We start from the raw sequence: 21,797 nt of genomic DNA, 5'->3' as shown, positions 1-21,797 counted from the left end.
TGAGGATGAGCTTTTTGCGGCTAGACCGTGTTACGTATCGTTATCAAGGCTCGAAGCCGGTGATCGACGGGGTCAGTTGGACGATCAATGAAGGGGAATTCCATTGCCTTGTCGGGAAAAGCGGCTGCGGCAAGACGACGTTGTTAAAGCTTGCTGCCGGCCTGTTGCAGCCGGATGAAGGGGGCATTTATTTGCAAGGTGAAAAAGTGACGAAGCCTTCCCCTTCGATCGGCTATGTCTTTCAAGCGCCGACGTTGCTTGAATGGAAGCGGGTTATTGATAATGTTTTGTTGCCGATCTCGCTCAAACGAAAACCGACGAAGGAAGATTATGAGTTGGCGCACGATTTGCTTGAACGGGTCGGATTGTCTGCATATCGCAACCACTACCCGGCTCAACTATCCGGCGGGCAGCAAAGCCGGGTAGCCATTGCAAGAGCCCTCATTCAACAACCGGCGCTGTTGTTTTTGGACGAGCCGTTTGCCGCATTGGACGCCATTACGCGGGAAGAATTGCAAGATGACTTATTAGCGCTTTGCCGGCTGCAAAACACAAGCGTCTTGTTTATTACTCACGATATTGCCGAAGCCGTATATTTAGCGGACCGCATCGCTGTCATGGCCGACGGGGACATCGTTTATGCGCTTGATGTCCATCTTCCGAAACCGCGAGCGTTGGAAATGCGTTATGAGCCACGGTTTAACGAGCTCTGTTTTCAAGTGCGGCAGGCGATGGAGGGGATGAGGCGATGAACCGGACGTCCGTTTACTCGCTGGCGTTACTTGTGCTGCTTCTTCTCGGCTGGGAGCTGGCTGCTAGGCAAATGTCAGAGCTTGTTTTGCCGGCGCCGTCGGTCGTCGCGGCAACGCTTTTTGAGGGCATCAAGAGTGGTTATTTTTGGCCGCACATCGTCCGGACAAGCTTGGAAGTGTTGCTTGGTCTTAGTTTAGGAAGCGGTCTCGGCCTCATCGTCGGCATTCTCATGGGGGAAATTGAATGTTTGCGCAAATTGTTCTTCCCGTACGTCGTCGCCAGCCAGGCCGTGCCGAAACTCGCCTTGGCGCCGTTATTTATTCTTTGGTTCGGTTTCGGCATGACATCGAAAGTGATCATTACGGCCTTGATTTGTTTTTTCCCTTTGCTTGAAAATACCGTGACGGCGATTCAATATACCGATCGGAACAAACTCGAATTGTTTCGCGTGTTAGGCGCGACGCGCTGGCAAACGCTCATTCATTTGAAACTTCCCGCCGGGCTGCCAAACATTTTTGCCGGATTCCGCGTTGCCGTCGTATTGGCGGTCGTTGGGGCGGTCGTCGGCGAATTTATTGGCGCCAGCGAAGGGTTAGGTGCGATGATTATCGCTTCCCAAGGGATGATGGATACCCCGCTTATGTTTTCTGTTTTGCTTTTATTGACGTTGTTAGGTATGGTACTCTACCAAATCGTTCATTTCTTTGAAAACCGATTAGTCAAACCGTATAAAAAGGAGACAGACAAATGAGGAGAAGCATGTTAGTGGCTGTATGGCTGCTGTCGGTGGTTGTTTTTTTAGCGGCCTGCGGTGCGTCCGGACAGAAAAACGAGGCAAGTGAAACTACGGATACGGCGAAAAAAGAGAAAACAGAACAGCTGCGTGTGGCCCTTTGGAGCCAACCGATTACCGAGCAAACGAACTTGTTGGCAGAAAAAGAAAAAGGCTTTTTTAAAGAAAAAGGCTTGGACGTGACGCTCATTCCTGGCGCCGGCGGCGGCGATGCGATCAAAAACATTCTTTCTGGACAAGCCGATATTGCTTTTACGGATCCGGGCTCGTTGCTCTTTGCGTTAGACAAAGGAGAAAAATTAAAAGTCATTTATAATATTTATCCACAAAACGTCTTCAACGTCGTTTCATTAAAAGAGAAACAAATCACGAAACCGGAAGATTTAAAAGGAAAGAAAATCGGCGTGTACAGCTTATCGAGCGGAACGTGGCAAAACTTATTGGTGCTATTGCATCAAGCCGGGCTTTCCGAAAACGATGTGACGATTGTCGAAACCGGCTTGTTAAACTTTGCACCGCTTATGCAAGGGCAAGTTGACGCGACAGCGGCGACCGATACCGGGCTTGTTATGGCGAAAGAAAAGGGGCTCGGGGACGTCAACGTCATTGAAGTGAAAAACTATTTAAATATCCCAAGTGACGTTTTTGTTGTCACGGAGAAAACGTACAACGAGAAAAAAGAGTTGTTGCAAAAGTTTCTAGAAGCGTATCGGAACAGCGCTCAATGGATGATCGACCATCCAGAAGAAGCGGCGTCGTTAGCTGTCAAGTACGCCATCGATGGCAAGGATGAGAAACGCAACTTACAAATCATTCAGTTGCGAAATGCGTCGAGCGTTTCGCCATTGACGGAAGAAAAAGGGCTCGGGACGCTTGATGGAAACGTGCTGCAGCAAGCCGCAGACACGTATAAACAGCTAGGCTTGATTAAAAACGACATCAACATGGCGGAAGTGGTTACCAATGAATTGCTTCCGAAACAATAATGGAGGACGAAAATGGGGATGTTCTCAGGAAAAGTCATCGTGGTAACCGGTGCGAGCCGGGGCATCGGTGCGGCCATTGCCCGCGCGTTTGCCCGGGAACATGGAACGGTCATCGTCAACTATTTGCAAAATCAGCAGGCAGCGGAACAAGTGGCCGCCGCCTGCGTTGAACTTGGCGGCGATGCTTGGGCCGTTCAGGCCGATGTCACCTCGGAATCAGCGGTCAAGCAGTTGATTGAGCAAGTGATGATGGAGACAGGGAAAATCGATGTCATCGTCAACAATGCGTTTGCGCCGTATACATTTGACCCAGATGAGCGCAAACTGGCGTGGGAGCTCGCGTGGGAAGATTATCAGGCGCAAATCGACGGAGCGCTGCGCTCGACCTATTATATGTGTCAGGCGGTGATTCCGATCATGAAAAAGCAGGGCGGGGGGAGCATTGTTAATATCGTGACAGACTTAGTCGCCCGCCCGGTCGTCCCGTACCATGACTACACAACGGCGAAAGCGGCGCTCGTCGGTTACAGCCGCAACTTAGCGGCGGAGCTCGGTCCGTTTGGCATCCGCGTCAATTGTGTCGCTCCTGGCTTGGTTTACCCGACGGACGCCAGCCGGCGGACAAAGGAGGAAGTGAAGGAAATGCTGATCGCCCAAACGCCGCTGCGGCGAATCGCCACTCCTGAAGATGTTGCCGGGCCGGTTCTATTTTTAGCGTCTGATTGGAGCCGCTTTATGACCGGACAGACGTTGTTTGTCGACGGCGGGCTCATCATGCGCTAGCGCTGCCGGCATCTTGAATATGCCTACGTTTCACCAGCTGCCCTCGAGAACAAAGGGCAGTTTTTTTTGTAGAATTTGGTGATTTATTATGGTATGATATTGTTTGAATGTTTCTAATATTTTATGTCTCATAAAAAAACAGGCCTGTTGCATTTCTCTTTGGAAAAGAGGGATGAACGATGAAGGGTTCATTGTTTTTTCTTTTGTTGGCGTTGTTGATGTGTGGGGTGTTGTTGCACCATGTCACCATTTTGGCGGTAAGGAATGAACAGAAGAAAAACTCATTCGTTTCCCAATACATATTTTTTTCGCTCATCACATTATGGTTTACCCCTCTTTATATCAGCGTCAAACTGGCGGTTTTCTTCGGTGTCGGCCAATACGGACTTGTGTTGTGGCTCGTTCTTTTCATCATTGGCGTCGTTTACGTCATCAAACGGACGGAAAGAGAAAGAAAGGCGCTGCAGCAATATCATCACCGCGTAGGCTCGGCATGAACTGAGTGCTTGATCGTTTGAAATAAAGAGAAGGCTGTTTCCAACCGCGAGTGAAATCGTTTGGAAACAGCCTTCTTTTTTATGTGTATGTGCTGCAAAAGGAGGATTATTCAAGTTCAAACGCCCAGTTACCGTTGCGGAAAATTGGTTCGCGCTTGCCGTCTTTCGTGACGCCGTCGATGTTCAGCTCGGCGGAGCCGATCATAAAATCGACGTGCACAAGGCTGTCGTTGACGCCGCGGCGGCCAAGCTCCTCATTGGACAGCGCCGCGCCGTTTTCGATGTTCGTCGGGTACGCTTTGCCAAGCGCGAAATGGCAGGCGGCGTTTTCATCAAACAGCGTGTTGTAAAAAATGAGATTGGACAGCGATACGGGCGACTGGTGCGGCACGAGGGCGACTTCGCCGAGACGGCGCGCTCCATCATCCGTATCAAGCAAGTGTTTGAGCGTCTCATATCCTTCTTCAGCGCTGAAGTCAACGACTTGGCCGTCTTTAAAGGTCAGCGTAAAGCCGTCGATAATGTTGCCGTCGTAATTGAGTGGCTTCGTGTTGCGGACCGTGCCGTTGACGCCGTCTTTATGCGGCATCGTATACACTTCCTCGGTCGGCATGTTCGGGTTGAAGCGCACCCCGCTTTGGCTTGTCGATGCGCCGCCGTGCCAAACGTGTCCGTCGACGAGCTCGACCGTCAGATTGGTGCCTGGCGCTTCGTAGACAAGCTGTTTATATTGTTTATTGTTCAAGTAGTCGACGATGCGAGCAAGTCGATCGTTGTGCTTGCGCCAAGCTGCGATCGGATCGTCTTGGTCGACGCGAACGATGCGGAAAATCGTTTCCCATAGTTGATTGATCGCCTCCTCTTGGCTGAGGTCGGAAAACACTTTTTGTGCCCATGCCGCCGTCGGGACGGAAATGATTGACCAGCAGTTCCGGTCGGTCATCATGGCGTTTTGGAAGTTGATGAGCGCTTGGGCAGCCGTTTTATTGGCTGTCGCGATCCGCTTTGGATCGACATCTTTTAACAAGTCGGGGTTCGGGGCATAAATCGATAAAAAGGCTGCTCCTTGTTCGACGAGTTCTTCCATCGCTTTTGCCCGCCACATCGGGTATTCGGAAAACGATTCTTCTGGGGCGTGTTGAAATTTAATATATGTAAGAGATTCATCATCCCAATTGACATGCACATGTTTTGCCCCGGTTTCATACGCCGTTTTGGCAATTTTCCGGACGAGCGGTGCCGCATCGAGCGGTGCGCTGACGAACAACGTCTGTCCAGGCTGAACGTTGACGCCGACTTTCACTGCCAATTCGGCGTATTTATTTAACTCGTTTTCCCAACGTTCCATATGGTTCACTCCTTTTTTAGTGTCAAGTCCACTTTATTACATGTTTGTATATTTCGCAACTTTTAAATAACTGAATATTAAAGAAAGCGAACGGGAATAAATCGTTTCTTATCATCATAATGGTAGTAATGAAATAAATAAGTGATGAAGCTGTACCGTTATTGTCTACACCGGCATTGTCGTCTTTGTTCGATGGCAATGCCGGTTTTTTATGGGAAAATGGCGCAACAGTAGAGAGGGAGGCAGTGTGGTGAGGTGAACTATATAGCGAGGGGGAGAAACAATGAATGGCGTGATCTTGGCGGAACTCGTGCTGTATTGTCTTGTGTTGGCCGCTCTTGGTTATTGGTATGGAAAAAAAGAGATGAGTCATAGTGATTTTTTGCTTGGCGGAAAAAAGCTTCCGGGTTGGACGCTTGCTTTTTCCGAACGGGCGACAGGGGAATCGGCGTGGCTGTTGCTTGGCTATACGGGTTTTGTGTTTGCGAGCGGACTTTCTGCGATTTGGGTGGCAGTAGGCATTGTCATCGGCATTGTCAGTGCTTGGCTTTTTTTGGCTGACCGGTTTCGCCAAGAGGCGGAGCGGTACGGGGTGTTGACACTGCCAAGCTATTTGGCGCAACGGTTTGGTCAGCAAGGGCGCACGATTTTATGGCTTTCTACTGTTTTGATTTTTAGTTTTATGATGTTCTATTTTAGCGCTCAAATCGCAGGCGCCGGCAAAACGCTGTTTACTGTTTTTCATATCGATCCAGCACTTGGCATGGTCATCAGTGTGGCGATTGTCATCATCTTGTCATACACTGGCGGGTTTGTCAGTGTCGTTTGGACAGATATGATTCAAAGTGTGCTCATGCTGGCAACGCTCGTTATTTTGCCAATTGTGGCGTTAGTGGAAATTTATAGCGGCGGATTGTCGATCAGTGAAGCGCTTCATCATGCGAAACCAGGCCTCGACTCATGGACAGGGGGAGTGACTGGTTTTGCGCTTGGGCTATTGTTGTTTAACAATTTTGCTTGGTTTTTCGGCTACCTTGGTGGACAGCCGCAATTGAGCGCCCGTTTCATGGCATTAAAAGATGCCCGCGAGGCGAAAACGGCCAAAACGGTGGCGGTCGTTTGGACACTATTGGCGTATGGTGGGGCGTTTCTCATCGGTCTGACAGCGATTGCCCTTTACCAAGGACATTCCTTCGCCGATGTCGAGACCGTGTTGCCGCATATGGTGTTGGACTTGTTGCCGCCGTGGTTGGCCGGGTTGCTGTTATCCGGCATTTTGGCCGCCATCGTGACAACGGCCGATTCACAGCTGCTTGTGATCACAGGCGCCATTAGCGAAGACATCGTACGCCGTTCTTTGCGTCTCCGTTTGTCGGAGAAACAGCTTGTCACTTTATCACGTACGGTTGTCGTAGCCGGCGGATTGCTTGGTCTTGTATTGGCGATGACATCGGAGTCGCTCGTGTATCTCGTTGTCAGCTGGGCGTGGGCGGGAATCGGTTGCACGTTGTCACCGGCGATTTTACTCGCCTTTTTCTGGAAGCGGTATTCCGGCATCGGTGTCATCGCCACGATCCTCGCTGGGTTTATCAGCACAATCATCTGGATTTCCTCGCCGCTTGAGGACATCATCAGTTCACGGTTTACGACGTTTGCCATTGCGCTAGTGGCCGGGGTGTTGTTCAGCTTGTTGTTTCCTGACCGCCAGCGGACGACGTGACCAACAACACTGGTCATCACCAGTATAAGGGTGTCCCGAAAGCAGCGGGACGCCCTTTCCCATGGCGAAGCGTGCCCCCATTGCCTGCTGCCCCACCGTATTGCTCGACTGTCTGTTCTAGCGACAGGGGGCGACGTTATGCAGACGCATCGATGTCTGGATGTGCCGTTGAACTCACGATCAAATCAGTCTTTATTCCTGGGATAAAAGATGTTGTTGCTCTCGTTTTATTGAGCATCTTCGTTTGCTGTTTTGGGAAGGCAGATCAACCGAGGACGGGTGTTCCTAAGAATCTGTCCCCTTTAGGCGCAGGTGGGGAATGTTCAAGAAAAGGAATCGTAGTCATAATTTAGTCATAACTTTTTGACTATATTGTGAAATATTGAACAAACTCGTTTCAACGAGCAAAAAGAATATTAAGATAAAAGTGTAAAGAATTGTTTTAAAAATGAAAGGAGAGAAACAAAATGGTAGTCAAATGGTTGCGCGAACATGCCACAGCGTCGGCGTTGATGGTGTTGTTTCGCCTCTATTTAGGGTATGAATGGATGATGGCGGGATGGGAAAAAATCACGCACGGCTTTGACGCCACCGGATATTTAAAAGGAGCGTTGGCGAAGGCCACAGGTGAACATCCAGCCGTGCAAGGCTGGTGGGCAGCCTTTATCGAAAACGTAGCGCTGCCGAATGTTGGGTTGTTTAACTTCCTCGTGCCATGGGGCGAATTTCTCGTCGGCATCGCACTGATTCTTGGCTTGTTTACCACCTTCGCTGCACTCATGGGAGCGGTCATGAACTTCGCCTTCATGTTCTCGGGCACGACGAGCACGAACCCACAAATGGTGCTGCTCACCGTCTTCATCCTCGTCGCTGGGGCCAATGCGGGACGATACGGTGTCGATCATTGGGTGTTGCCTTATCTCCGCCAATGGTGGCATCGTCCACAACGTCCGGCTGCAACGCATAAATAACGACCTCGCACCGTGCAAACGGCTTCAGTTTTTCTCCTTTTCCGAACGGCCGCTCTTTCTTTCACGTCAAAAGGGGCGGCCGTTCGTATGTTGATTCACCTTATTCACTTCCAAAGAAGAAAAATCGCGAAGCGGTTCTCATACGGTGGAAGGGGGCATACCTCTTTTTTTGCCAACTCGTGAGAATATCGGGGGAGCGGATGATAGAAACGAGGAACAAAGACGCCTGTATTGGCCAAGTGGGCTCCTAAGACAGCTCCGTTATGTGCTCGACGATATCAGTCTCTTGACGGGATATAGAAACGTAACAGCCTCGCCGTGCAACCATGTCAACGTGCTGAGAGCGTTTTGCAAAGATGAAGAGAGGAGGGCTTAGTCAGAAATCATATATAAGTTGACAGTTGAATGGAAATGGAATATTCTATATTTAGAAATGTATCTAAATATCTAATTTCTTGTCCTATAAAACTATGTTTCGAAATAACGAGTGACCGATGCACGAAAAAAGCCTATGAGCCAGTTGTACTCCTCATGTCGGCCTCAAAGGTGCATGTCTTTTCATGAACAAATCCGTGAGCCAGTTTTGCCCTTCACTTAGGTATGAAAATGCCCCGCTTTTACAGACATTTTGCGGTTCACCTGGGCGTGCCATGCTTTACGGCCAACCGTCAACATTGGCAGCATCTGCTCACTGTTTGAGAAGCGGCGATCAACAAACGTTATTTTTCAATATGTATGCAAAAATCATTCGCAAGGTGGGATCACCATTGTCGTTCAACGAGGCATTTAAAGCGATCGCTGATCCGACGCGCCGAAAAATTTTAACGTTGCTGCGAACAGGGGACTTGACGGCAGGGGAAATCGCTTCGCACTTTGATATGCAAAAACCGAGTGTATCGCATCATTTGAAAATTTTAAAGCAGGCTGATTTGGTGCAAGACCGGCGTGAAGGACAGTATATATACTACTCTCTGAACACGACGGTGTTTCAAGATTTGCTCCGTTGGTTTTACGATTTCGTCGAAAAAGGGGGAGAGAAATGATGAAGGTTAGCCGGCTGGCGATCGTGTTGACGGTTCTCGCTTATCTATTGAGTTTGGCTGCTCTTCCGTATTTGCCGGATGAAGTGGCGATCCATTGGAATGCATCAGGGGAAGCCGATGGCTTCAGCAACAAATGGTTTGGCGCGCTTCTCCCACCCGTATTGATGACAGGTTTCATCATTTTGATGGGAGTGATGCCAAGATTTGACCCGAAAAAAGAAAACTATGCTAAATTCTCACACGTATACAACATTTTCAATGTGGCGTTGATCGCTTTTTTTCTCATATTGCATATCGTAACACTCGCGTACAATCTCGGCTTTTCGATCGATATGAGCTTGTTTGCGCCGCTTGGCATCGGCGGGCTGTTTCTTGTCATCGGAAATTATATGCCGAAAATCAAACATAATTATTTTATCGGCATCCGCACGCCATGGACGATTGAGAGTGAGACGGTTTGGCACAAAACGCATCGCCTTGGCGGAAAAGTGTTTATTGCGATGGGGATTTTGCTTATGTTAACGGGATTTTTGCCAGGGGAAGGGGAGATGAAGTTTGTCTTTTTGATGCTCATCATAATTTTGGGTAATTTGTATTTAATCATTCAGTCGTTCATCTATTTTCGTCATGAACAGCGCAAGCGTTCATCATAGATAGGAGGGGACTCATGGGGATTATAGGCGCAGTCACACAGCTTCTTGTGTCGTTGCTCGTTCCGCTCGGACTTGTATGGTACGGGAGAAAAAAAGGGTGGCTTTCGTGGAAAGCGCTCGGCATCGGGGCACTGATCTTTCTCGTTTTTTCACAAGTGTTGGAAAAAGCCCTTCATATCGCTGTCCTTGAACCGGGGCGACCGGCGCTGAAAGGAACGGAAAGCGTCACGCTCTTTGTCTTGTACGCTGCGCTTGCCGCCGGTGTGTTTGAGGAAATCGGCCGTTATGTCGGATTTCGCTGGCTGTTGAAACAAAAACGCTCATATGGCGATGGCTTGTCATTCGGGCTTGGGCACGGTGGGGTGGAAGCGGTGTTGCTTGGCGTGTTGGGCGCTGTGAACGTCATCGTGCTCATGAGCCTCATCCAATCAGGAGTCTTTGATAAAACGATTGCCCCGTCGCTTCCGGCGGACCAAGCGGAGCTAATTAAGGAACAAGTGTTGCACACGCCGTTGGCGATGTATGTGTTGGGCGGTTTAGAACGGTTGTTTGCCTTGGCCGTGCATGTGGCGTTATCGCTGCTCGTTTTGCTTGGCGTGCGCAAGCGGCAATTCCGTTATGTCCTGTATGCAATTTTGCTCCATGCTGCGTTGGACGTCTTGCCGGCGTTGTACCAAGCGAAAGTCGTCACAAACATCTGGGTGGTCGAGGCAGTGTTGTTGGTGTGGGCGGTTGCTGCCGTTTTGTTCATTCGCCGGATCAAGCCAGCCTTTGAACAGGGGGAAGAGAAACGATGATTCGTGTCAAACGACTTGATCATGTGCAAATTTGTATTCCATTTGGCGCTGAAGATGAGGCGCGTGCGTTTTATACGGGCGTGCTCGGTTTCAAGGAAATCGAAAAGCCCGAGTCGCTGAAGGCTAACGGTGGGCTTTGGTACAAAGTCGGTGATATCGAGCTTCATATTGGGACGGAAAACCGTGATGGCTACAACAGCAAAAGCCATCCGGCGTTTGAAGTGGAAGATGTTGAGGCTGCACGTCGCTATTTGGAAGCACGTGGGGTCGTGACACAAGATGAAAAACCGATCCCAGGGGTGAAGCGGTTTTCGTTTCGCGATCCGTTTCACAACCGGATCGAGTTGTTAGAAAAAGGATAAGATCGCTTCATAAGCCGTCCGATCGGGCAGTGCTCTTTTGCTCCTTCGCGATAGTAACCTCTTGCCATTCAGGGAATGCTAGAGACGAAGGAGGGAGCATCGCGATGAAAATGAAAGCGAACAACAAGCGCAGCGAGAAATCTGTCCGCACCGCTGATACTCGGACGGCAGGCCGCGCGGCGATGAGGGAACAAACTGTACAAGAAGCCTACAAAGAGCAGGAAGAGTTGACGGCTGATTAGCGAAAAAAGCGGGAGAAAGGATGATTCCTTTTCCCGCTTTTTTGTGGTTACGAATGCTCTTCTAAGCTGGCAACCGGCACACTTTGCTTTTGAGACGGGTTGTCAAGCGGATGGATCGTCGCCACCCCTTTTTGTTGGTCGACATGCTCGATGTAAATGCGCTGTCCGTTGTACGTGACATTCGCCATCACTGGCGATGATGCGATTTCTTGCGCTCGACGAACATCCATTTTCGGCACCTCCTTAGTTCGCAGGATGAACGGAAATAGGGGCGTTTAAGACAGATATAGTATGACTTTTCGAAGGACCGGCTATGCATCGAAGCGAAAAAAAGCGATAAAGCTCTTTTTGGCATCCGTTCCTTTTTTCTCACTTAACAACAAGGAATTTTCAACTAAATATATTAAACATTGTTCTAAATAATCAATAAAGCAAACATATAGCACTAGTGAATCGCAAAGTATATTGTGTATAGTTTACATATACAAGAGATGAGGATGAAAACGGAGATTCTTTTCGAGTTGAACAAACTAGGGCAAAAACGCCAGTTGCGTCAAGCGGAGGCGTCAGGGGTTTCGGGCATGTTGGGCGGAAAGCCGATGTAGAATTTCGCATCGCACAATGATGTAGGCTTGGCGGATGACAGGCGAACAATGAATCAGGATGCGAAGATACGGGGCGGGGGCATCGCGGCTCGTCGCCGGTAACCATCCGCTGTACGAGCAGGCAGAAGCTATGTTAAAACAGTGAAAAAAAGCAGAATCCGCACTCATTTTCAATAGCGGCTATGCTGCGAATATCGGTGTACTGATTCGCCGCGATGACCTCGTCTTGAACGACGAGCGGAACCATGCAAGCTTAATTGATGGGATTCACTTGAGCAAAGTCACCTGTTTCCGTTACCGTCGTAATGACGTCGATGATGAAAGCAATCTCTGCCAGGAAACCGAAAACGGATGGTCACCGCCACGGTCTTCAATATGGATGGAGCGATTATCGGAGCTTGTCGAGTTGAAACGACGCTATCGCTTTCTGACACCGCCGTGGTGGACGACGATGTTGAGCTAGCTGTTGGCTACATCGCTTTCGCAGGAAAGAAGATGGAGGTCATTTAGTAGGTGGAACAAAGGGGGAAAAACAAAAAACCAACCGGTTGTTTTTCCGGCTGGTTTCATGACGATCGGGATGACAGGATTTGAACCTGCGACCCCACGCACCCCATGCGTGTGCTCTACCAAGCTGAGCTACATCCCGAAGAGATTGGTCAGACATTTCCTATTATATAAGAAAAATAGGGAGAAATCAATGGCCAATTTTGCATTCGTTGGAAAAAGGATGTCGCGATCGTTCTCATCACGGAATCGAACGTTTCTCCATAGGCGATGACCGTTCATAAGGGGAAATTTTTTCATCAAGGCATGTATGTCTACGATCACATGATCCCTGTTCATCTTTTCCCTAAGTTTTACTGTAGGCAAGCGGCTGTTGTCCCCTGTCCAACTAGGCATGCTTGTCTTGTGGAAAACATTCCGTTTGGACAAGGCCGAGTGCGCCTGTCGATTCCTAGCTGTTTGCATTGTTCATGCATAAAACAGGAAAAATCAGCCATACTAACCATCGGTGATGCCTGTGTACAACAAAGAAGAGCTTGTCCGCTTTGTCGAAGAAGCAAAACAGTACGCCCGTTACGGAAAAGTGGCTGATTACATTCCCGCCTTAGGTAAGGCGAATCCGAACGAGCTGTCGATTGCCGTGTACACCGCAGACGGAAAAGTCGTTGATGCCGGCGATGTGACAGTCAAGGTGACGCTACAGAGCATTTCCAAAATTCTCGCACTGGCCCTTGTGCTGATCGACCGCGGCGAAGACGAGGTGTTTCGCAAAGTTGGTATGGAGCCGACGGGCGATCCGTTTAACTCCATTGCTAAGCTCGAGGAAGTGCAGCCGTCCAAACCACTCAACCCAATGATTAACGCCGGGGCGTTGGCGGTGACGCACATGATTCGCGGCCGTTCTGTCGAAGAGCGGCTCGAGCGGCTTTTGGCATTCATCCGCCGATTGGCAGGCAACGAACAGATCACGTATTCGGAAGAAGTGGCTCAATCCGAGTTTGAAACCGCGTTTTTAAACCGGTCACTTTGCTATTTTTTGAAACAGCACGGCATTATCGATGAAGATGTTGAAGAGTTGATGGACTTGTATACGAAGCAATGTGCCGTTGAGATGACGTGCATTGATTTGGCGCGCATCGGCTTAGTATTCGCACTTGACGGGCGCGACCCGCATTCGGGTGAGCTGCTCATGCCTCTTGATGTGGCTCGTATTTGCAAAACGTTCATGGTCACGTGCGGCATGTACAACGCTTCAGGCGAGTTTGCCATTAAAATTGGCATTCCAGCCAAAAGCGGTGTTTCCGGCGGCATTCTCGCTGCCGTCCCAGGGCGATGCGGCATCGGTATTTTCGGTCCGGCGCTCGATGATAAAGGGAACAGCTTGACCGGGGTGAAGCTGCTCGAGCGGCTATCCAAAACATATTCATTAAGCATTTTTTAAGGAGGAGACGAACATGAAAACGTTTACGGTTCAGTTTCATCGCGAAGATCATGTGGAGGCGATGAACGTCGGTAAATTGAACCAAGACGAATTTGACAAGGCGACTGAAGGCGGGACGCGACATTTGTTTGACCTCGACACGAATATCGGCTATTTCGTCTTTTTCGACGCCGAAGACAACGAAGGGAATGTCTCGTACTTGATGCTCCAGTACGAGGAGGACAGCGAAGACCCGAGCGCGTGCTACAGCTTCGAGCTGAAAGATTTTTATGAGTTTATGGCGCTCTACTTAAACGACCTCGAATTCGCTGATGAGGAAGAAATGAATGAAGACGATGAAGAACCATACGGCCCGATCCACCATTTAGCGCACTTGCTTTACCATATCGTCGAGGAAGGGAAGGCGGTGGAAGTGTGAGGGAAGGGCTGCCTCAAAAGACTGCCTTTCTCAGCAGTAAATGCAATATATGGGTTTTTACTAGTCGGTTAGTTGCATACATCGGAATGAGAAGAGGCGTCCTCCTCCTTTGGGACGTCTTTTCTTAGTTTATATACTAAAAAAAGATTTAAGCCCTTGACGAAGGAAATCAAATCGATGTAAGATGGATTTGTAATCGATTACATAGATGGGTTTGCCTGAAGTCTTAGTCGATTGGAAGGAAACCTTGGAAGGTAGACAAGCCTCTTCGGTTGAACACCTATTCGGTAGAGATCAGCCTTTTCTTTCTCGCAAACTCATCAGGATGAAAAAGAGACAGAAAGCGGGAAATAGTCGATTTATCAACGATTTTTGTGTAATCGATTACAAAATAGTAGGTAGACAGGCATCGAAAATTGCCTGAATAGTGTGTAATTGGATTGTCATTTCAGCCTAGGAGGTGATCCGGACCGCGCGAGAGATGTGTTGTTCGGTTTCACTCAAGCTTTATCATACAAAAAACAAGTAGGGGGATGGATAAGAAATGAAAAAGAAAAAAGCGTTTCAATCATCAGCTATTTTGTTAGCGCTTACGATGGGACTTACGGCCTGCTCCGGCGGTGAAAATGCTGACGGTGATGGCAATAGCAAAACAGAAGGCAATAAAGAAAGCAAATCCAGCGAAGTGGTTAAGATTGTCTATGCCCGTGGCCAAGACTCGACGAAAGCAACCGAAAAGTTGATCGAAGCATTTGAAAAAGCACATCCGAACATCGATGTTGAACTGCGGGAAATGCCGGCTGACACCGGCAAGCAGCATGATGCTTACGTTACGATGTTAAACGCCCAGTCGTCGGAAATCGATGTTATGGACCTTGATGTGATCTGGCCGGCTGAATTCGCCCAAGCAGGCTATACGTTGCCATTGGACCGTTTCATTGAGAAAGATGGCATCGATTTAAGCAAATACAACCAAGGGGCGTTAGCCGCTGGAAACTTCAACGGTAAGCAATGGGCGATGCCGAAATTTATTGATACGGGCATGTTGTTTTATCGGACGGATTTAGTGCCTGAAGATAAAGTGCCGAAAACATGGGATGAACTGTTAAAAACAGCAAAGGAACTGAAAGGGCAAGGCGGTACGAAATTCGGTTATTTAATGCAAGCGAAACAATATGAAGGGCTTGTTTGTAACGCTGTTGAATTTATTGCTTCCTACGGGGGACAAATCGTTGACAAAGACGGAAACGTTGTCGTCAACAGTCCGGAAGCCATTAAAGGTTTGAAAAAAATGGTGGAGATCGTTCAATCGGATGTTGTGCCAAGCAACGTGACGACCTTTATGGAACCTGAGTCTCACACCGCATTCATCGAAGGACAAGCACCGTTTATTCGCAACTGGCCGTATCAATATGCCTTGGCGAACGATCAGGAACAATCAAAAATTGTCGGCAAAGTTAGCGTTGCTCCGCTCCCGGCTGGCGATAAAGGGTCAGCTGCAGCGCTTGGTGGCTGGATGACGGCAATCAACAAATATTCGAAACACCCGAAAGAAGCATGGGAATTCGTCAAATTTATGACCGGGCCGGAAGGGCAAAAAATCTCGGCCGTTTATGGCGGTTTAGCCCCGACATTGCCGGAGTTGTACGAGGATGAAGAGGTGTTGAAAGCCAATCCGTTCTTCGCTGAAGAAGGGTTTGTCAACGCCTTGAATGCAGCAGTGCCGCGTCCAGTGGTGCCGAACTATCCGGAAATTTCCGAAATCATCCAAATTAACGTATCGAAGGCATTGGCCGGAGAGCTTACTGTTGAACAAGCGGTAGCAAACATGGAAAAAGAAATGAAGGCAGCGATGAATAAGTAAAGCGGCTGTGTTGCTCGGCGCGGTGCAGCCCAAGTGAGCAAGAAAAAATAACGGAGGAAGCCATTCGCTATGTATTAGCCTTCAGGCCGCTCTCTATCCGGTACTGAAGGCTAATACCCTTTTTAACAAAGAGAAGGGGGAAGGCAGCGATGAGGAATGAAAAGAGAATGGAGCGGATCTTAGGTTATTCGCTCGTCGCGCCGGCGTTGTTATTGATTTTAGCGATTGCTATTTGGCCAGTCATCCAATCGTTTTATTACAGCCTGTTCGACTATCGGCTCAACGACCCGAGGAAATCATCGATTCATTTAAACTACAGCCTTGACCTAGAGGGGTACTTGCAAAACTACCCGTTCTTACAAAGTGCCCTTAAACAAGAATTAGCTACTGCGGAAGGAACAGTAAAAGAAACGCTCGCCGAAGTGGAACAAAAATTAACGGATATGGATGCCGCCATCCGCAAGGACGAACAGGTGGCGAAACAATACGACCAAGTAAACGAAGCGCTTGATAACTTCGAGACGCCGAGTGAAGAAGTGAAAATTGTTGAGCTGGACGAACAAACGGCCAAACAGCTGATCAGCACGGTGGACAGCGCTGTTCAAACGTTGAAGCAAATTCACCAGGATGGGGGGCTCAAGCAGCCTGATAAAGTCGTTGGCCTTGCTGAAGGGCTGACCGGTGTCGTCATTGAACCGAACTTTGTTGGTCTGAAGCATTATAAAGACAATTTTAGCGATCCGCGCTTATGGAAGGCGCTATGGAATACGACGTTCTTTACTGTTGTGTCGGTCGCAGTTGAGCTTGTGCTCGGGTTGGCCATCGCCTTGCTCATTAACAAAGCATTTTTCGGCCGTGGGCTTGTTCGGGCGACGATTTTAGTGCCATGGGCCATTCCGACCGCTGTATCGGCACTGATGTGGAAGTTTTTATATGATGGGCAAAACGGGATTGTTGCTAAATATTTTGAAAATATTGGTCTTGTTGACCGTATGGGAGATTTGCTAACGACAGAAGCAGGGGCGATGTTTGCCGTCATTTTTGCTGATGTGTGGAAAACAACGCCGTATATGGCTTTGTTACTGCTTGCTGGGCTCCAAACAATCCCAAGCTCGCTATATGAAGCCGCTTCGATCGACGGAGCAACGAAATGGCAACAGTTCGTCAAAGTGACGTTGCCACTGCTGAAATCAAGTATTTTGGTGGCGCTTTTGTTCCGGACGCTGGATGCGTTCCGCGTGTTTGATCTGATATTCGTATTAACCGGCGGAGGTCCGGCGAATTCGACGGAAACGATTTCGATTTTAGCGTATAAAGTCATGTTCTCGCAGACGAATTTTGGAAATGGATCGGCGTTGGCAGTCATCGTGTTTATTTGTGTCGCCATCATTTCAATGATTTATATTAAGTGGCTCGGTAAAGATTTACTGTCCGACAGTGCGAGTGCGAAACGATAAGGGAGGTGAGATCATGACGAAAAAAGCAGGACCTCTTTTTTATATCTTTCTCGTCGTATTCGTCTTTTTTGTCATGTTTCCGTTTTTATGGGTGTTGCTCAGCTCGATAAAGCCGCTTAGTGAACTATTCGGCGATAAAGCATTTCAATGGTTTACTAGCCACCCAACATTAAAATCGTATATTTCCGTCTTTGTCAATTATCCATTTTTGCGCTATTTATGGAACAGCACGGTGGTTGCGACGATCACGACGGTTTATACCGTATTTGTCGCGGCATTTGCCGCTTACGCCATCGCGCGTTTAGAGTTCAGAGGCAAAACCGTCATTCTCGGTCTCGTGTTGGCGGTGTCCATGTTTCCGCAAATTGCAACCATTTCTCCGATTTACATGTTTGTGAAAAAGTTTGGTTTAACAAATAGTTATTTAGGATTGATTATTCCGTATACAACGTTTGCCCTTCCGTTATCGATTTGGCTGTTGGTCACCTTTTTCCGCAAAATTCCATTTGATTTGGAAGAAGCGGCAAAAATCGATGGAGCAACGCCAATGCAAACGTATTTCAAGGTCATTTTACCGCTGGCGGTGCCGGGGGTGTTTACGACCTCGATTCTCGTTTTTATCGCAGCATGGAATGAATTTTTATTTGCCTTAACGATTAATACGGCGGAAAAATACAAAACAGTACCCGTTGGTATCGCCATGTTCCAGGGACAGTACACGATCCCGTGGGGCGAAATCTCGGCGGCGACGGTTATTGTCACGATTCCGCTTGTCATTATGGTATTGCTGTTCCAACGCCGCATCGTATCCGGTCTCACGTCTGGCTCGGTGAAGGAATAATCGCTAAGGCAAAGGAGAGGGCGTCCCAAATGCAATGGGGCGCCCTCTCATTATATATGCCTCCGACGTTTCCTCAAGGCCATATCTTCTCTCTGGCACCTTGTGTTCAATGCCCATTCGTTTTAAAACATGAAATCATCAATCACTCGTTCTATCTGCTGCTAACTGTTCATATGTTAGTGACAAATATGAGGCCAACCTCTTATGAAGCTTTGAACGGTTTTCTGTATGTAGTTTGCCATAAATATACAGAAAATTTACAAAATTTAGGTTAAGTAATCGCTTTTTCATTACTTGAAAGGGGGTGGGAATGGTTCGTTCTTTTGTTATATGAAGCGAAGGGGGGATTTCATTGCGTTTTGACCGACCTTTTGAAGGCTATGTCGTAGGTGAACGCCACCGTTCGCGTGGTCGGACGATTACTGAGGCTGATATTGTACAATTTGCCGGTGTTTCCGGTGATTTTTATCCGTTGCATATCGATCGAGAATACGCGAAGCAGACGCAGTTCGGCGAACGGATTGCCCATGGGATGCTGACGTTGTCGGCGGCGACTGGGCTATGGGTGATGGAGCCGGGATGTGTGCTCGCTTTTTACGGCATCGACGCGCTCCGCTTCGTCCGGCCAGTGAAAATTGGCGATACGATTTACGTCGAATCGGAAGTGAAGCAGTTGACCGAGCGGAGCGACACGGCAGGACTCGTCACAGTGCATCAACAAATCCTTAACCAGCATGGAGAGACGGTGGTTGATGCACTTGTGCATATGCTCGTGGCGCGGGAAGGAAAGAAGTGAACGGAGCGCGCGATGCTGCTTCGAGCGTTGTGGAGGGAGAAACAAACGTTCGTTTGAAAGCGTTAACATCGAAGCGAATAATCAACCGAGGTCGCTTTGGCTATTATTCATTTGTTATTTTTGCGTTTTCATATGATGAAAGGGGTGCTGGCGTCAATGACAACGACGATGGATGCGTCAGAGTTAAAACGCCAAAAAAGGCGGGCCGCGATTTCGAGCGTGGTCGGCACGACGATTGAATGGTATGATTTCTTCCTTTATGGGACGATGGCTGCGCTAGTGTTTCCACAGCTCTTTTTCCCGCAAAGCGACCCATACGTGGCGCTTATGCAATCGTTCACGACGTTCGCCTTAGGGTTTGTTGCCCGGCCGGTCGGAGCGGCCATTTTTGGCCATTTCGGCGATAAAATTGGCCGGAAGGCAACGCTGGTCGCCACTTTGTTGTTGATGGGGCTGGCGACGGCGTTGATCGGGTTGATGCCGACGTACGAGCAAATTGGCTTATGGGCTCCGCTCTTGGTGACCGTGCTTCGTCTCATTCAAGGAATCGGGGTTGGCGGAGAATGGGGCGGCGCCATTTTGATTGCGATGGAGTGGGAGGAAGGAAAGCGGCGTGGATTGATGGCTTCGCTGCCGCAAATGGGCGTGCCGTTTGGGCTGCTCACTTCTTCACTTGTGACGACGCTCATGCTCGCAGTAGGCGGCGACAGCTTTTATGCATGGGGATGGCGCGTTCCTTTTCTGCTTAGTTTTCTGTTGATCGCTGTCGGATTATATATCCGACTGAAAGTGCTGGAGTCGCCGCTATTCCAAGAGGCCCTGGCAAAACAAGAAACGAGCAAGATGCCGGTCGGCGAGGTGCTTGTCAAACATCCGCGCGAAATTCTTTGGTCTGCGCTCGCACGGGTGATTGAAAACGGATCGTTCTATATTTTTGTCACATTTATCGTCAGCTATGGGACGACATTTTTGGAGATGGAAAAAAGCATTTTCGTCAATGCGACAATTGTCGCTGCGATCATCAATGCGCTTGCCATTGTGTATTCCGGTCATTTATCTGACCGGTGGGGGCGCCGCCGTGTCTACATGACGGGTACCATTTTGCTTATGCTTTGGGCGTTCCCGTATTATTGGCTCGTCAACACGAAAAGCGTAGGCCTGATTATGTTGGCGACGATCATCGCCATGGTATTCCACGGCATGCTGTATGGCCCGCAGGCGGCGATGATCGCGGAAAACTTCCCGACACGCCTGCGCTATAGCGGCGCTTCGCTCGGCTACCAGCTGGCCGCGATCATTGCCGGTGGACCAGCGCCGCTCATCAGCACGTGGCTGCTGCACAAATACGGCAGCGCTACCGCGATTTCCTTCTATATCGTGGTCATGGGATTGATTTCGCTCGTCGGTGTCAAAATGCTTCAAGACCGAGCCCGCCAAGCGATTGATTAATAATCGATCCGAACCCATAGGCGCCTCTGCATTCGTGCAGAGGCGTTTTTGGTGCTGAATCGGTTGGCTTTCATGTAAAAAACAGAAAAACGTTAGATCCTTTATTGGCGTGTTTTGCTCATTCTTCCCGATTAGGGCGTTTTCTAAATAAACCAAGTAAATAGTATGGATATGAAAAGACTTTGCAACACCGTTTGAAAAATTTTGATGAAGCGACATTTTTTCGCCAAGTTTTTTTGAACTAAAAAGGTTTTTATCCGTCGCTGCCAACGGAAAGATTGTGATACTGGTTGCTCATTCCCGCGTAAGGAAGCAAACATTGAAGATTTTTAATCGTATGAAAAGGGGACTTGACAACGGTACTAAGCTTCATATACGATGGTAATGTAATCGATTACATATTTGAGAGGATTTCATCTATGGCAAGCATAAAAGACGTAGCGAAACGGGCAAACGTATCGACGGCGACCGTGTCGCGCGTATTGCGCAACGCCGGCAACGTCACCGAAGAGACGAAGCAACGCGTGCTCGAGGCGATCGAAGCGCTCAACTACCAGCCGAACGTGCTTGGCCGGTATTTGCGTCGCATGGAAACAGAAACGGTGCTCGTTGTCGTGCCCGATATTACGAACCCGTTTTTTTCGAAGGTGCTGCGCGGCATTGAAGCGGTTGCTCTCGAACACGGGTACCAAGTGCTGCTTGGCGATACGCAAAATGATGCTCAGCTTGAGGAGCAATATTTGAATGTACTGCCGCAAAGGCAAGTAGACGGGATGATTTTTTTAACTGCTCGCATCCGCAAAGAACTGATGGAAGAAATGGCGCGGCAGTTTCCGATTGTCCTCGCGTGCGAATATTTGGAGGGGACCGATATCCCGACCGTATCGATCGACAACATTAGCAGCGCCCGCAAGGCAACGGAACATTTGATTCATCTCGGCCATCGCCGCATCGCCCACCTGTCCGGCCCGATGGATGTCATTTTGGGGCGAGATCGGCTGCGCGGCTATTATCAAGCGTTGGCGCAGCATGGAATCGATGCCGATCCAGCACTCGTGCAAGAAGGTGACTTTTCCTACGAATCGGGATACAACATGACATTGAAGTTGCTCGCCCTTGAAGAACCACCGACAGCGATTTTCGCCGCCAATGACGAGATGGCGATCGGGGCGATCAAAGCGATCCGTCACCGCGGTGGTCGTGTTCCAGATGATGTCGCCGTTGTCGGGTTTGACGATATCCAAATGGCCTCGATTTTTGAACCTGCTGTCACGACGATCGCCCAGCCGACGTTTGAGATCGGCCAAAAAGCGATGGAGCTTTTGCTTCAGCTGATTGAAGGGAACGAGGTCAGCCGCCGTCAGCTTGTTTTGCCTGATCACCTTGTCATTCGTGAGTCATGCGGGGGGAAGTGCTCGGTTTGATGAAAGCGCTCCCCTCGTTGGCGGCGGAGAATAGGCGGATTTTTTTG

At 49.0% G+C, this 21,797-nt stretch carries 23 protein-coding genes and 1 tRNA gene; 21 read left to right on the top strand and 3 right to left on the bottom strand.

Annotated features, from left to right (window positions below):
• Positions 1-5: 5 nt before the first annotated feature.
• From NSQ22_RS11235 to NSQ22_RS11215, 5 genes are all read left to right on the top strand, one after another.
• Positions 6-752, top strand: coding sequence for an ABC transporter ATP-binding protein (locus NSQ22_RS11235; protein ID WP_060475995.1), 747 nt, complete (start codon positions 6-8; stop codon positions 750-752).
• Positions 749-1,504 (top strand): ABC transporter permease, encoded by a 756-nt coding sequence (locus NSQ22_RS11230; protein ID WP_008880485.1) that lies wholly within the window; start codon positions 749-751, stop codon positions 1,502-1,504. The genes NSQ22_RS11235 and NSQ22_RS11230 overlap by 4 nt, the downstream gene beginning before the upstream one ends.
• Positions 1,501-2,532: an ABC transporter substrate-binding protein gene (locus NSQ22_RS11225; protein ID WP_081157415.1), complete on the top strand. Its 1,032-nt coding sequence runs from the start codon at positions 1,501-1,503 to the stop codon at positions 2,530-2,532. The genes NSQ22_RS11230 and NSQ22_RS11225 overlap by 4 nt, the downstream gene beginning before the upstream one ends.
• A 12-nt stretch (positions 2,533-2,544) precedes the next feature.
• A complete protein-coding gene (locus NSQ22_RS11220; RefSeq protein ID WP_008880487.1) occupies positions 2,545-3,315 on the top strand; it encodes a 3-oxoacyl-ACP reductase in 771 nt (256 codons plus the stop codon).
• 179 nt (positions 3,316-3,494) lie between these two features.
• A complete protein-coding gene (locus tag NSQ22_RS11215; RefSeq protein WP_081157414.1) occupies positions 3,495-3,812 on the top strand; it encodes a hypothetical protein in 318 nt (105 codons plus the stop codon).
• Between the two features lie 106 nt (positions 3,813-3,918).
• Here the strand turns inward: NSQ22_RS11215 and NSQ22_RS11210 are convergent, their stop codons facing one another.
• On the bottom strand, positions 3,919-5,160 hold the full coding sequence (locus NSQ22_RS11210; RefSeq protein WP_081157413.1) for an aminopeptidase: 1,242 nt from the start codon (positions 5,158-5,160) through the stop codon (positions 3,919-3,921).
• Positions 5,161-5,443: 283 nt separating this feature from the next.
• On the opposite strand from NSQ22_RS11210, the gene NSQ22_RS11205 reads away from it, so the two are divergent.
• From NSQ22_RS11205 to NSQ22_RS11175, 7 genes are all read left to right on the top strand, one after another.
• On the top strand, positions 5,444-6,880 hold the full coding sequence (locus NSQ22_RS11205) for a sodium/proline symporter (protein ID WP_081157412.1): 1,437 nt from the start codon (positions 5,444-5,446) through the stop codon (positions 6,878-6,880).
• A gap of 467 nt (positions 6,881-7,347) precedes the next feature.
• Complete coding sequence (locus tag NSQ22_RS11200; RefSeq protein WP_011887644.1) at positions 7,348-7,851, top strand: DoxX family protein; 504 nt, start codon at positions 7,348-7,350, stop codon at positions 7,849-7,851.
• Between the two features lie 767 nt (positions 7,852-8,618).
• Positions 8,619-8,894: an autorepressor SdpR family transcription factor gene (locus NSQ22_RS11195; RefSeq protein ID WP_008880492.1), complete on the top strand. Its 276-nt coding sequence runs from the start codon at positions 8,619-8,621 to the stop codon at positions 8,892-8,894.
• Entirely contained in the window at positions 8,891-9,547 is a 657-nt protein-coding gene (locus NSQ22_RS11190; RefSeq protein ID WP_008880493.1) for an SdpI family protein, read from the top strand. The genes NSQ22_RS11195 and NSQ22_RS11190 overlap by 4 nt, the downstream gene beginning before the upstream one ends.
• A 14-nt stretch (positions 9,548-9,561) precedes the next feature.
• Positions 9,562-10,344 (top strand): YhfC family intramembrane metalloprotease, encoded by a 783-nt coding sequence (locus NSQ22_RS11185; RefSeq protein ID WP_008880494.1) that lies wholly within the window; start codon positions 9,562-9,564, stop codon positions 10,342-10,344.
• A complete protein-coding gene (locus NSQ22_RS11180; RefSeq protein WP_008880495.1) occupies positions 10,341-10,706 on the top strand; it encodes a VOC family protein in 366 nt (121 codons plus the stop codon). Before NSQ22_RS11185 ends, NSQ22_RS11180 begins: the two co-directional genes overlap by 4 nt.
• A gap of 104 nt (positions 10,707-10,810) precedes the next feature.
• Positions 10,811-10,948, top strand: coding sequence for a hypothetical protein (locus tag NSQ22_RS11175; RefSeq protein WP_008880496.1), 138 nt, complete (start codon positions 10,811-10,813; stop codon positions 10,946-10,948).
• Between the two features lie 47 nt (positions 10,949-10,995).
• Here NSQ22_RS11175 and NSQ22_RS11170 read toward each other — a convergent pair whose 3' ends face one another.
• Entirely contained in the window at positions 10,996-11,178 is a 183-nt protein-coding gene (locus NSQ22_RS11170) for a small acid-soluble spore protein H (protein ID WP_008880497.1), read from the bottom strand.
• 726 nt (positions 11,179-11,904) lie between these two features.
• Between NSQ22_RS11170 and NSQ22_RS11165 the strand changes: the two genes are divergently transcribed.
• Positions 11,905-12,063, top strand: coding sequence for a hypothetical protein (locus NSQ22_RS11165; RefSeq protein ID WP_008880499.1), 159 nt, complete (start codon positions 11,905-11,907; stop codon positions 12,061-12,063).
• Positions 12,064-12,128: 65 nt separating this feature from the next.
• On the opposite strand, the gene NSQ22_RS11160 is transcribed toward NSQ22_RS11165, so the two are convergent.
• Positions 12,129-12,202: transfer RNA gene (locus NSQ22_RS11160), tRNA-Pro, on the bottom strand.
• Positions 12,203-12,571: 369 nt separating this feature from the next.
• Here NSQ22_RS11160 and glsA point away from each other — a divergent pair.
• The 8 genes from glsA to NSQ22_RS11120 all read left to right on the top strand — a co-directional run bounded on the left by glsA (position 12,572) and on the right by NSQ22_RS11120 (position 21,750).
• Complete coding sequence (glsA, locus tag NSQ22_RS11155; protein WP_011887640.1) at positions 12,572-13,501, top strand: glutaminase A; 930 nt, start codon at positions 12,572-12,574, stop codon at positions 13,499-13,501.
• A 13-nt stretch (positions 13,502-13,514) separates the two neighbouring features.
• Positions 13,515-13,919 (top strand): hypothetical protein, encoded by a 405-nt coding sequence (locus NSQ22_RS11150; protein ID WP_029761657.1) that lies wholly within the window; start codon positions 13,515-13,517, stop codon positions 13,917-13,919.
• Between the two features lie 544 nt (positions 13,920-14,463).
• Entirely contained in the window at positions 14,464-15,783 is a 1,320-nt protein-coding gene (locus tag NSQ22_RS11145; protein ID WP_008880502.1) for an ABC transporter substrate-binding protein, read from the top strand.
• A 149-nt stretch (positions 15,784-15,932) separates the two neighbouring features.
• Positions 15,933-17,240, top strand: a complete 1,308-nt coding sequence (locus NSQ22_RS11140) for an ABC transporter permease subunit (protein WP_008880503.1) — start codon at positions 15,933-15,935, stop codon at positions 17,238-17,240.
• Between the two features lie 13 nt (positions 17,241-17,253).
• Positions 17,254-18,081 carry a carbohydrate ABC transporter permease gene (locus tag NSQ22_RS11135; RefSeq protein ID WP_008880504.1) on the top strand — a complete coding sequence of 276 codons (828 nt, stop codon included), beginning with the start codon at positions 17,254-17,256 and terminating at the stop codon, positions 18,079-18,081.
• A gap of 352 nt (positions 18,082-18,433) precedes the next feature.
• Entirely contained in the window at positions 18,434-18,877 is a 444-nt protein-coding gene (locus tag NSQ22_RS11130; RefSeq protein ID WP_011887636.1) for a MaoC/PaaZ C-terminal domain-containing protein, read from the top strand.
• Positions 18,878-19,009: 132 nt separating this feature from the next.
• Entirely contained in the window at positions 19,010-20,326 is a 1,317-nt protein-coding gene (locus NSQ22_RS11125) for an MFS transporter (RefSeq protein ID WP_223812879.1), read from the top strand.
• Between the two features lie 419 nt (positions 20,327-20,745).
• The gene (locus tag NSQ22_RS11120) at positions 20,746-21,750 is read left to right on the top strand and encodes a LacI family DNA-binding transcriptional regulator (protein ID WP_008880507.1); all 1,005 of its coding nucleotides are present in this window, start codon (positions 20,746-20,748) and stop codon (positions 21,748-21,750) included.
• The last annotated feature ends 47 nt before the right edge of the window (positions 21,751-21,797 follow it).

The organism is Geobacillus sp. FSL K6-3411, from assembly GCF_037965715.1.
Classification (GTDB): domain Bacteria; phylum Bacillota; class Bacilli; order Bacillales; family Anoxybacillaceae; genus Geobacillus; species Geobacillus thermodenitrificans.
The sequence above is the reverse complement of the archived record's forward strand: the minus strand, read 5'-3'. Positions and strand labels throughout refer to the sequence as shown.

Coding starts and splice junctions, on each gene's coding strand:
- NSQ22_RS11230 (WP_008880485.1), top strand. CDS start 749: ATGAACCGGACGTCCGTTTACTCGCTGGCGTTACTTGTGCTGCTTCTT.
- NSQ22_RS11185 (WP_008880494.1), top strand. CDS start 9,562: ATGGGGATTATAGGCGCAGTCACACAGCTTCTTGTGTCGTTGCTCGTT.
- NSQ22_RS11220 (WP_008880487.1), top strand. CDS start 2,545: ATGGGGATGTTCTCAGGAAAAGTCATCGTGGTAACCGGTGCGAGCCGG.
- NSQ22_RS11145 (WP_008880502.1), top strand. CDS start 14,464: ATGAAAAAGAAAAAAGCGTTTCAATCATCAGCTATTTTGTTAGCGCTT.
- NSQ22_RS11120 (WP_008880507.1), top strand. CDS start 20,746: ATGGCAAGCATAAAAGACGTAGCGAAACGGGCAAACGTATCGACGGCG.
- NSQ22_RS11125 (WP_223812879.1), top strand. CDS start 19,010: ATGATGAAAGGGGTGCTGGCGTCAATGACAACGACGATGGATGCGTCA.
- NSQ22_RS11190 (WP_008880493.1), top strand. CDS start 8,891: ATGATGAAGGTTAGCCGGCTGGCGATCGTGTTGACGGTTCTCGCTTAT.
- NSQ22_RS11180 (WP_008880495.1), top strand. CDS start 10,341: ATGATTCGTGTCAAACGACTTGATCATGTGCAAATTTGTATTCCATTT.
- NSQ22_RS11170 (WP_008880497.1), bottom strand. CDS start 11,178: ATGGATGTTCGTCGAGCGCAAGAAATCGCATCATCGCCAGTGATGGCG.
- NSQ22_RS11140 (WP_008880503.1), top strand. CDS start 15,933: ATGAGGAATGAAAAGAGAATGGAGCGGATCTTAGGTTATTCGCTCGTC.
- NSQ22_RS11165 (WP_008880499.1), top strand. CDS start 11,905: ATGGTCACCGCCACGGTCTTCAATATGGATGGAGCGATTATCGGAGCT.
- NSQ22_RS11200 (WP_011887644.1), top strand. CDS start 7,348: ATGGTAGTCAAATGGTTGCGCGAACATGCCACAGCGTCGGCGTTGATG.
- NSQ22_RS11205 (WP_081157412.1), top strand. CDS start 5,444: ATGAATGGCGTGATCTTGGCGGAACTCGTGCTGTATTGTCTTGTGTTG.
- glsA (WP_011887640.1), top strand. CDS start 12,572: ATGCCTGTGTACAACAAAGAAGAGCTTGTCCGCTTTGTCGAAGAAGCA.
- NSQ22_RS11210 (WP_081157413.1), bottom strand. CDS start 5,160: ATGGAACGTTGGGAAAACGAGTTAAATAAATACGCCGAATTGGCAGTG.
- NSQ22_RS11225 (WP_081157415.1), top strand. CDS start 1,501: ATGAGGAGAAGCATGTTAGTGGCTGTATGGCTGCTGTCGGTGGTTGTT.
- NSQ22_RS11215 (WP_081157414.1), top strand. CDS start 3,495: ATGAAGGGTTCATTGTTTTTTCTTTTGTTGGCGTTGTTGATGTGTGGG.
- NSQ22_RS11175 (WP_008880496.1), top strand. CDS start 10,811: ATGAAAATGAAAGCGAACAACAAGCGCAGCGAGAAATCTGTCCGCACC.
- NSQ22_RS11150 (WP_029761657.1), top strand. CDS start 13,515: ATGAAAACGTTTACGGTTCAGTTTCATCGCGAAGATCATGTGGAGGCG.
- NSQ22_RS11135 (WP_008880504.1), top strand. CDS start 17,254: ATGACGAAAAAAGCAGGACCTCTTTTTTATATCTTTCTCGTCGTATTC.
- NSQ22_RS11235 (WP_060475995.1), top strand. CDS start 6: ATGAGCTTTTTGCGGCTAGACCGTGTTACGTATCGTTATCAAGGCTCG.